Here is a 9,539-nt window from a genome sequence, read left to right as displayed (position 1 = left end):
AGGGTAGTACTGAGGTGTGCCCTTCCGCTCTGCCGCCACGCGCCGCGGCGCGGCCCCCGCCCGGGGGGCGGCGCCGCCCCCCCCCACGTCGACCTGCCGGCCACCCCGCCCGAACGCGCGGTGCTGCCGGCTGAGCGCCTTCAGCCGCGCCCGGTCCAGCTTGGCCTGCTCCCGCCGGCGGATGCGGTCCTGCTCCTTCTCCCGCCGGTCCTCGCGCACCTCGTCCACGGCCTCGTCCAGCGTCCGTACGCCTTCCAGGAGCATCAGCGACCAGGCGCCGAAGGTCTCCCGGGGCGCCCGCAGCCAGCGGACCATCCGGATCTGCGGCAGCGGCCGCGGGATCAGACCCTGCTCGCGCAGCGCCGCCCGCCTGGTCTGCTTCAGCGCCCGGTCGAAGAGCACCGCCGCCGACAGCGACATCCCCGCGAAGAACTGCGGGGCGCCCGCGTGGGCGACGCCCCGTGGCGCGTGCACCCAGTTGAACCAGGCCGCGGCCCCCGCGAACATCCAGACGAGCATGCGCGAGCCGAGCGCCGCGTCACCGTGGCTGGCCTCCCGGACGGCCAGCACCGAGCAGAACATCGCGGCGCCGTCGAGGCCGAAGGGGACCAGGTACTCCCAGCCCCCGGAGAGGTTGAGGTTCTGCCGGCCGAAGCCGACGAGCCCGTGGAAGGAGAGCGCCGCCGCGACCGCGGCGCAGCAGAAGAGCAGGACGTAGGAGGCGGTGCCGTAGACGGCCTCCTTGCGCCTGCGGCGCTCCTCGCTGCGCTCCCAGGAGTCGTCGGCCGCGGCCTGGTCACCGGCGCGCTTGCCGCGCGCGAGCACCGCCACCGCCGTCAGGACTCCCGCCACCATCACGCCGCCCGGAAGCAGCCAGTCGAGCGATATGTCGGTCAGTCTCATTGCGATGTCCCTTGCCTCGCAGTAGGGCGGTACGGCCGCCCATACTGGCCGACCCGGCGGGGCGGCCACGGGGTTTCGGGGCAAGAGCACGCCATCGGGGCCGTACGGCATACGAATAGGTGCGATCTGCTCGAACTGGCGGGCGAGGGCTGGGAGTTGTGTTCGATCGTCGCCACCCCTGCGGGTGGCGTAAGGGCACGAGACGGTCAGGCTGTCGCCGCGAGCCGGCGGACCCGCTCGGGGTCGGCCGTCCGCGGGCAGGTGAGGCAGGTGTCCTCGGGGCGCAGCGTGTAGAACAGGCAGCAGGTCGCCCGGTCCCGGGTCGCCCGGGCCGCGCCGCACGCCTCGCCCGAGCCCGGCAGCTCCCGGAAGCCCGCGGTCCCCACGAACGGCCCGGCCGTCCCCGGCATCAGCCGTTCCAGCTCGGCCAGCGCCCGGTCCTCCTCGCCCAGCAGCGCCGCGACGTACCAGAGGCCCTCGACGATCTCGTCCGTCACCATGCCCCACAGGGCCCGGCGGCCGCGCCGCATCCGGGGCCCGAAGCCGGCGAGCACCGCCTCGAAGTGCTCGGCGAGCGCCCCCCGCACCTCCGTCCGCAGCGCCTCCTCGTCGGCCACCACCCGCGCGCCCGGCAGGGCCGCCGCCGGATCGTCCGGCAGACACGCGAACTCCTCCACGCGGACCGCGAGCCGCCCGAGCGCACGCTGGAAGGCCACGTTCCGGACGGGCAGCCGCGGCACCCGGCGGTGCAGGAACCAGGGGAGGGTGACCAGGAGGCAGACCGGCCAGGCGTAACGGTGCAGCCCGAAGCTCGCGACCACGTCCGGGCGTGCCGTACGCCCGTAGTCCCGCCGCACCTGCGTCTCGTCCCAGGCCAGGAAGGCGTCGAGCCCGTCCCCGGCCGCGGCCACCTCCGCCGCGCCGACCCAGCCCGTGTCCTGCGGCATTCCCTCGTCCGCCGTCCGCTCGGTGATCCGCAAGGCGGTGAAGACCTCGCCGAGCCGGGCGTACGAGGCCGTGACCGGCGAGGCGGGCGCGGCGGAAGGGGAGGGCGCGGGGGACGCGGGGGCAGACGGCAGCAGAGCGGGCACGGCCATACGGGACCACCGAATCGCGATCGTTAGCAGGTTAGCCTTACCTTACCCGATGCGTACGGTGTTTGAACTGCGACGCCGTCCGCCTATCGTGCACGGGGGACCCCGGCACCGCGAGCCGGGTCCGGCACGAAGGCGCAGGAGGACCCGGGTGGAGCAGGCGGCGTACGAGACGTACGGGGCCGGTGAGGCGTACGCCGAAACGCCGCGGGTTCCGGAACAGGGGCAGGGGCAGGGGTCGCCCGTGTGGGGGCCGGCGTACGCGCGCGGCGAGCACACCCACAGCGAGCCGCCCGCCCCCGGGCTCGCCCCCCGCCCCGTACGCCGGCACTCCGTGCGCGGCCAGATCCTCCAGGCCCTGCGCACCGCCCTCGTCGGCGGCGAACTCGTCCCCGGCGAGGTCTACTCCGCCCCCGTCCTCGCCGAACGCTTCGGAGTCTCCGCCACCCCCGTCCGCGAGGCCATGCAGCAGCTCGCCACCGAAGGCGCCGTCGAGGTCGTCCCCAACCGCGGCTTCCGCGTCACCGAACGCACCCCGCGCGAACTCGCCGAGCTCGCCGAGGTGCGGGCCCTGATCGAGGTCCCCGTCATGCTCCGGCTCGCCCGCACCGTCCCCGCCGCCCGCTGGGCCGAACTCCGCCCGCTCGCCGAGGCCACCTCCACCGCCGCCGCCCGCGGCGACCGCGCCCACTACGCCGAGGCCGACCGCGCCTTCCACCGCGCCGTGCTCTCCCTCGCCGGCAACGAGCAGCTCCTCCTCATCGCCGACGACCTCCACCGCCGCTCCCAGTGGCCGCTCGTCAGCGCCCCCGTCACCCGGCACGGCGAACTCGTCGCCGACGCCGCCGAGCACACCGCCCTGCTCGACGCACTGATCGCCCAGGATCTTCCGGTCGTTTCGTCACTCGTACGCGAGCACTTCACCGGAGCGCAGGACTGACGACTAAGGTCGACAACGACAGGGTCTCTTCGTTCTGTACCGCTCGTCATGACCGCGCCGACCGAGAGGTGATCATGCCGTCCGTCCGCGCGGAGCGCCCAGGGGCCGCGGCCCTGCTCGGCTGGCTCACCGACCCCGAGGCCCCGCGCCTCTGTCTCGTCACCGGTGGCCCCGGGCTGCTCGACTGGCTCGCCGGGCACGGCCCGCGCGCCGCCGGCCGCCGCCGCACCGCCCGCGCGCTCGTCCCGCTGGCCGGACGCACGGCCCTCGGCACCGCGTGGGCCGTCGCCGACCGGCTCGGCGTCGTCGCCACATCGCCCGCCGACCTCGTCCGCGCCCTCGCCACCACCGAGACCGGCCGCGCCGCCCGCACCGTGCTGCTCCTGCCCGCCCTCCACTCCGCCGCCGAACCGGAGGCCGTCGCCCTGCTGCTTGCGGACCTGGCGCGGCTCGGGCGCGTGCGGCTGGTCGTGGAGGCGCGGCCGGGGACGCCGGAGTACGAGACGCTGGCGGCGGCGGGGCGGGTCGCGGAGGTGGAAGGGGAGGACGACGAGCCCTCGACGGCGCCCGGCCGGTCCGCCGCGTCCGGCGGGTCCGCCGCGCCCGCCGCGTCCGGCTCAGCTGCCCCGTCCGGCGGGTCCGCGGCGCCCGCCCCGTCTGCCGCGTCCGGCTCGTCCCGCTCCTCCGCCGCGTCCGGCTCGTCCGCCCCGTCTGCCGCGTCCGCCGTGGACCTCTCCGATCCCGTCGCCGTCTGCGGCGCCGATCCCGTCGCCGTGACCACCGGGTACATACGGGACCCGGAGCCCCGGGACGAGCACGGCGGGCTGCGGGGCGCCTGGCTGCGGGCCGGGCAGGCCCTGTGCGCGGCGCCCGCCCCGGGCGACCGGGCGCTCGGGCTGCTCGCCGTCCTGGGCGACGGCGCCGACCCCCGGCTGCGGCCCGCCCTGGACGAACTCGCCGCCGCGTCGCCCTGGCGGGTGCGGTGGACCCGCGTCGCCGGTGACGTCGCCCCGCCCTGGCCCGGACCGGTCGCCGCGCTCGCCGCGCAGGGCGGCACGCTGCTCGTCGCCGACCTCGGCGGCGCGGTGCGGCTCGTCGGCGCGGCCGACGCCCGTGCGCTCGGGCGGCTCGACCACCCCGTCACCGGGCGGGTCCGGGCGCTGGCGCCCGCGCCCGACGGGACGGTGCTGCTCCTCGACGAGCGCGGCCGGCTGCACACCGTGCCGGGCCGGGAGCCGCGCGCGCCCTATCTGCGCCGGCTCACCGAGGCCGTCTCGGCCACGCTCTACCGGCACCCCGGTACCGCGCTCGCCGCGATCGCGGGCTCCGTGGTGGTGGGGGACCGGCTGGGCTCCGTGCACGCCTTCGGGCTCACCGGGCTGCACCAGGCGGCCCTGCACAGCGGGCGGGTCACCGCCGTCGCCGCCGTCGAGTCGGCGACCCCCTTCGTGTGCAGCGGCGGAGCCGACGGGGCCGTCCGGGTGTGGACGCCCGGCACCGACCCCGACCCGGCCCCGCTCGCCGAGCGCGCGTCGCCCGTCGTCTCCCTGGACGCCGTGGAGACGCCGCACGGGCCTGTCCTCGCCGCGGCCTGGGCCGACGGGACGGTGGAGTTCCGTCGCCTTGAGCAGGCCGACCGGCTCGCCTTCCGCCCCGGCCCGCCGGTGCGGGCGGTCGCGGTGACGGAGGACGGCGCGATGGTGCTGGGCCTCGACGAGGTGCTCGTCCGGCTGGAGCGGCGGGGTGGGTGACGCGGGGCGTTCCCGCCGTCTCCCGGCTGCTCCGGCGAGGGCGCTCACTGGCCTCGGCCGCACCCGGCCGTGCTGCCGGGCGCGGACACGTTCCTGAATCCCCGTCAGATCGCCGGGTGCGGCTTCAACTGCGCCGCCAGCCACGTCGGTACGCCCCCGAGGAGGCGGAACAGGCGGCCCGCCTCGGCGCGGAGGCGGCCCGCTTCCGGTTCGGGTTCCGTGTCGGCGAGGGAGGCGAGGGCGGGCGCGGTGCCGACCAGGTAGCCCAACTCCTCGCGGATGCGCAGCGATTCGGCGAAGCCCTGCCGGGCCTCGGCCAACTCGCCCTCGCGCAGGGCGAGTCCGGCGAGGTGGCGCCAGGTGAAGGAGAGCAGCAGCTCGTCCTCGTGGGCCGTCGCGCCCTGGTGGGCGCGGCGGTAGGCGGCGCGGGCCGCCTGTGGGGAGCCGCCGAGGTTCTGGGCCAGCAGGCCGCGGCGGAAGTCGAGGAGGGCGCGGCGCGGGGTCTCGGGGCCGATCAGGGCCGCCGCGCGGCCGAGCGCCGCGCGGGCCTCGTCGGCCCGGTCCCGTACGCCCAGCAGGGTGGAGGCGTAGGCGAGGTAGCCGCGTTCGCAGGCCGCCGCCCCGCGTTCCTCGTCGGTCCGGGCGACCGCCTCCGCCGCGCGCAGCGCCTCCTCGGCCTCGGCCCAGCCCTGTTCGGTGTAGAGGCAGCGCTCGATCAGCAGGGCCGCCCGCTCCAGGGCCGCGGCCGGTTCTGCCGCGCGGGGCGTGAGGAGTTCGGCGGCGTCCGTCCAGCAGCCGCGGGAGCGAAGCCTCCAGACCGCGGTCTCCAGTGGGGTTCCCCGGCCGTACGCCACATTGCCCTCCCCGAGCACGCCATCGAGCTGAGTAGGGGGGAATCTCAGCACGAACCGAAGGCGTGGGCCAAGGGGTCGGGTGAAACTTTTCACAAAGGGAGTGGGTGGCGGAACGCGGCCGGGAACGGCCAGGGGCGGCAGTCGCCTGCCGCCCCGTCAGCTCACCTGGTCACCCGATGAGATGAAGCCCTTCGGGCGCCGGGTGCGTTCACCCGATCAGCTCATGCGCAGGGCCAGGAAGAAGTCCAGCTTGTCCTCCAGCCGGGACAGATCGCGGCCCGTGAGCTGTTCGATCCGGCCCACCCGGTAGCGCAGCGTGTTCACGTGCAGGTGCAGCCGGGTCGCGCAGCGGGTCCAGGAGCCGTCGCAGTCCAGGAACGCCTCCAGGGTCGGGATGAGCTCCGCGCGGTGCCGCCGGTCGTAGTCGCGCAGCGGATCCAGGAGCCGGGCCGTGAAGGCGCGCCGCACGTCGTCCGGGACGAAGGGCAGCAGCAGCACGTGCGAGGCCAGCTCGTGGTGGCCGGCCGCGCAGACGCGGCCCGGACGGGCGGCGGCGACGCGGCGGGCGTGCCGGGCCTCCTCCAGGGCGCCGCGCAGCCCCTCGGCGGAGTGCACGGCGGCGCTGACGCCCAGGGTGAGCCGGCCGTCGTCGCCGAGCCCGGCGGACAGCGGGGCGCGCACGGCGGTGAGCAGCGCGTCGGCGTGCAGCCCGAGGGACACGGACGGCAGGTCGTCCTCGCTGTCCGGCAGCGGCGCCGCGGCCAGCGGGACGAGCGCGATGGCCTCGTCGCCGCTGTGCGCGACGGCGATCCGGTCGGCGGAGTCGGGGCCCGTGGTGGCCGGGTCGACCAGGATCTCCTCCAGGAGCGCCTGGGCGATGGGGCCGCTGTCGACCGGGCTCTGCCCGGCCTCCTGCTCCCACTCGACGCGGGCGACGACGACCTGCCAGTGCGGCGCGGTCCCGAGGCCCGGCAGCAGCACCGGCGCGGCCACCCGCAGGCGGGCGGCGATCTCGGCGGGCGCGGCGCCCGTCTGCACCAGCTCCAGGACCTCCTGGGCGAGCCGGCGCCGTACCGTACGGGCCGCGTCGCGCCGGTCGCGCTCCACGGCGATCAGCTGGGTGACGCCCTGCAGCAGGTCGAGCCGGGCGGCCGGCCAGTCGCTCGCGTCGGCCTCGACGGCGAGCAGCCAGTCGGAGAGCACGGTCTCGCGCACGTCGCGGGAGGCGGGCGCCGCGCCGCGGCCGGTGTTGCGGATCGGGAAGAGCGAGTAGGGCGTGCCGCCGGCGGTGAGCCGGTGCGGGCCGCGCCGGCCGGTGCGGGTGGCGGCCAGGTGCTCGCCCGCCAGGGTGGCCGCGAGGGCCGGGTCGAGGGGCTCGCCGGCGCCCGCGATCTGGCGGCCGGTGGGGGAGAGCACCCAGGCCCGCAGGTCGAGGTCGGAGCCCAGGAGGTCCAGGACGACCTCGGGTCCGCCGCCCGCCGGACCGGAGGTCATCAGGCGCCTGTGGCGGTCTACGACAGCGGCCAGGTCACCCGCCCGTTCGCCGGACACCTGTCGAACAACATGCTCGGTGATCGTCGCGAACGCAACGGACTCGTGAACTGCGAACAGCGGAAGCCGATGGCGAGAACACGCCTGTACGAGGTCTTCCGGGATGTCACCGAGTTCGGCCTCGCCCGCGGCGAGCGCGGCCACCCCGGCCGCGGCCAGGGTCCGCACGAAGGGCTCCGCGTCGGCCGGCTCCCGCATCCAGGCGAGGCCCGTGAGGACCAGCTCGCCGCCGGACAGGTAGCGGCTGGGATCCTTGAGGTCCGTGGTCATGACGCCCCGGACGGAGCGGTCCAGCTCCTCCTCGCCGCCGAGCAGCCGCAGGCCCAGCGCGTCGTTCTCCAGCAGTGCGCGCAGCCGCATGATCTCGCCGCCGTTCTTCTCGTCAGTGGTGATGGGTGTTCGATGGTGAAGGATGTCGCGTTGTGATCGGTGACCTGTGGCCACCGTTTCCAGCGGGAAACGGCGGGGCTTGTGTTTCCCGCCTTTCGTTCGAATCTACAAGACGGTGGCGGCGACCGGCCAACCGCTTCATGGTTTCTGTCACTGCACCCTGGCGATCGGGGCTTGTGTACTAGGCCACACAGTCCGCGTTAACAGCACGTGAAGAGATCGTCGAAGGGAGGAGGGTCGATATGCAGCTCCTTCGCCCCGCCTCCTGGGAGGAGGTGCTCGCCGCCAAGGCCGAGCACCCCTCGGCCGTGCTCCTCGCCGGCCGTACGGACGTCATCGTCGAGATCGACTTCGCCGAGCGCCTGACCGGCACCGGGCAGCGGCGGTTACCGCAGTACCAGCCGTAACCGCGGCAACCGCTGTACCAGCAGTACCGATTCACCCCGTTCGTCTCGGGCCGTCCCCCGGGTCGTGCAGCCAACTGGAAATCCCAAATCCCGCAGTCCACGCGCACCCGCGCTCACGGATTCGATGCGGGTGCCCCTTTGAACCTTGGGAGTAGGCCCCATGACCCAGTCGTCAGTGGAGCCGGAGACCACGGCGGAGGACGCGGGCAACGGCTCGCGCAACCCCGCCGGCAGGTCCTGGCTCGACCGGTACTTTCACATCTCGGAGAGAGGATCCACCGTCGCGACGGAGATCCGCGGCGGCGTCACCACCTTCATGGCGATGGCGTACATTCTCCTGCTCAACCCCCTGATCCTCTCCGGCAAGGATGTCGCCGGAAACCAGCTCGGCCAGGCCGCGCTGATCACCGCCACCGCCCTGTGCGCGGCCGTGACCACGCTCCTCATGGGCTTCTGGGGCAAGGTCCCGCTGGCCCTCGCGGCCGGCCTCAGCGTCTCCGGTGTGATGGCCTCGCAGGTCGTCCCGGTCATGACCTGGCCGCAGGCCATGGGCATGTCCGTGGCGTACGGCGCGGTGATCTGCCTCCTGGTCGTCACCGGCCTGCGTGAGATGATCATGAACGCGATCCCCCTCGCGCTCAAGCACGCCATCACCATCGGCATCGGTCTCTTCATCGCGATCATCGGCTTCGTCAAGGCCGGCTTCGTGCACGAGAACCCCGCTCCCGGCGGCGGCCCGGTCACCCTCGGCCCGGCCGGTGAGCTCCAGGGCTGGCCCGTCCTGATCTTCGCCTTCACCCTGCTGCTGATCTTCGCACTCCAGTCGCGCAACATCCCCGGCGCGATCCTCATCGGCATCGTCAGCGGCACCGTCGTCGCGGCCATCCTCAACGCGGTCGCCGACATCCCGGCCAAGGCCTGGTTCTCCGGTCCGCCGGAGCTGCACGGCAGCGCGGTCTCCGCCCCCGACTTCTCGTTGATCGGCAACGTGTCCTTCAGCGGCTGGGGCGACGTCGGCTACATCACCATCAGCATGATCGTCTTCACCCTGGTCCTCGCCGGCTTCTTCGACGCCATGGCGACCATCCTGGGCGTCGGCACCGAGGCCAAGCTCGCCGACGCGCAGGGCCGGATGCCCGGCCTGTCCAAGGCGCTGTTCATCGACGGCGCGGGCGGTGTCCTCGGCGGCGTCGGCGGCGCCTCCGGCCAGACCGTCTTCGTCGAGTCCGCCACCGGCGTCGGCGAGGGCGCCCGCACCGGTCTGGCCTCCGTGGTCACCGGCGCGTTCTTCGCCCTGTGCCTCTTCTTCACGCCGCTGACCGCGATCGTGCCGCAGGAGGTCGCCGCCGCCGCCCTGGTCGTCATCGGCTCGATGATGATGCAGAACGCCAAGCACGTGGACTGGAGCGACCGCTCCGTCGCGATCCCGGTGTTCCTCACCGTGGTCCTCATGCCCTTCACGTACACCATCACCACCGGTGTCGCGGCCGGCGTCATCTCCTACGCGGTGATCAAGACCGCGCAGGGCAAGGCCCGGCAGGTCGGCGGCTTCATGTGGGCGCTGACCGGGATCTTCATCGTCTACTTCGCCATCCATCCCATCGAGAGCTGGCTCGGCGTCGGCTGATCCCGCCGATCCGACGGAACCC

General features: G+C 74.6%; 7 protein-coding genes and 1 pseudogene. 4 read left to right on the top strand and 4 right to left on the bottom strand.

All coding sequences use genetic code 11. The features are described from left to right. Together ACWEJX_RS22845 and ACWEJX_RS22840 are read right to left on the bottom strand one after the other, a co-directional pair. A partial coding sequence (locus ACWEJX_RS22845) for a DUF2637 domain-containing protein (RefSeq protein ID WP_451609261.1) occupies positions 1–903 on the bottom strand: 903 nt, incomplete at its 3' end. 206 nt (positions 904–1,109) lie between these two features. Then, positions 1,110–2,000 (bottom strand): (2Fe-2S)-binding protein, encoded by an 891-nt coding sequence (locus ACWEJX_RS22840; RefSeq protein ID WP_451609260.1) that lies wholly within the window; start codon positions 1,998–2,000, stop codon positions 1,110–1,112. Positions 2,001–2,148: 148 nt separating this feature from the next. On the opposite strand from ACWEJX_RS22840, the gene ACWEJX_RS22835 reads away from it, so the two are divergent. After that, positions 2,149–2,937 (top strand): GntR family transcriptional regulator, encoded by a 789-nt coding sequence (locus tag ACWEJX_RS22835; protein WP_451609259.1) that lies wholly within the window; start codon positions 2,149–2,151, stop codon positions 2,935–2,937. Positions 2,938–3,011: 74 nt separating this feature from the next. Then, complete coding sequence (locus tag ACWEJX_RS22830) at positions 3,012–4,688, top strand: WD40 repeat domain-containing protein (RefSeq protein ID WP_451609258.1); 1,677 nt, start codon at positions 3,012–3,014, stop codon at positions 4,686–4,688. Positions 4,689–4,792: 104 nt separating this feature from the next. Here the strand turns inward: ACWEJX_RS22830 and ACWEJX_RS22825 are convergent, their stop codons facing one another. After that, positions 4,793–5,560, bottom strand: coding sequence for a hypothetical protein (locus ACWEJX_RS22825; RefSeq protein ID WP_451609257.1), 768 nt, complete (start codon positions 5,558–5,560; stop codon positions 4,793–4,795). 198 nt (positions 5,561–5,758) lie between these two features. Then, positions 5,759–7,453, bottom strand: coding sequence for a PucR family transcriptional regulator (locus ACWEJX_RS22820; protein ID WP_451609256.1), 1,695 nt, complete (start codon positions 7,451–7,453; stop codon positions 5,759–5,761). Positions 7,454–7,725: 272 nt separating this feature from the next. Between ACWEJX_RS22820 and ACWEJX_RS22815 the strand changes: the two are divergent. Both ACWEJX_RS22815 and ACWEJX_RS22810 read left to right on the top strand, forming a co-directional pair. Continuing rightward, positions 7,726–7,845: pseudogene (locus ACWEJX_RS22815) on the top strand (FAD binding domain-containing protein); the annotation flags it as partial. A 205-nt stretch (positions 7,846–8,050) separates the two neighbouring features. Next, positions 8,051–9,517 carry an NCS2 family permease gene (locus ACWEJX_RS22810; protein WP_451609255.1) on the top strand — a complete coding sequence of 489 codons (1,467 nt, stop codon included), beginning with the start codon at positions 8,051–8,053 and terminating at the stop codon, positions 9,515–9,517. Positions 9,518–9,539: the final 22 nt, after the last annotated feature.

This window comes from Streptomyces sp. NPDC004788, from assembly GCF_053601115.1.
The sequence above is the reverse complement of the archived record's forward strand: the minus strand, read 5'-3'. Positions and strand labels throughout refer to the sequence as shown.

What these genes read in the sequence shown, in the direction of transcription:
- ACWEJX_RS22810 (WP_451609255.1), top strand. Translation starts at nt 8,051, where the DNA reads ATGACCCAGTCGTCAGTGGAGCCGGAGACCACGGCGGAGGACGCGGGC.
- ACWEJX_RS22820 (WP_451609256.1), bottom strand. Translation starts at nt 7,453, where the DNA reads ATGCGGCTGCGCGCACTGCTGGAGAACGACGCGCTGGGCCTGCGGCTG.
- ACWEJX_RS22830 (WP_451609258.1), top strand. Translation starts at nt 3,012, where the DNA reads ATGCCGTCCGTCCGCGCGGAGCGCCCAGGGGCCGCGGCCCTGCTCGGC.
- ACWEJX_RS22840 (WP_451609260.1), bottom strand. Translation starts at nt 2,000, where the DNA reads ATGGCCGTGCCCGCTCTGCTGCCGTCTGCCCCCGCGTCCCCCGCGCCC.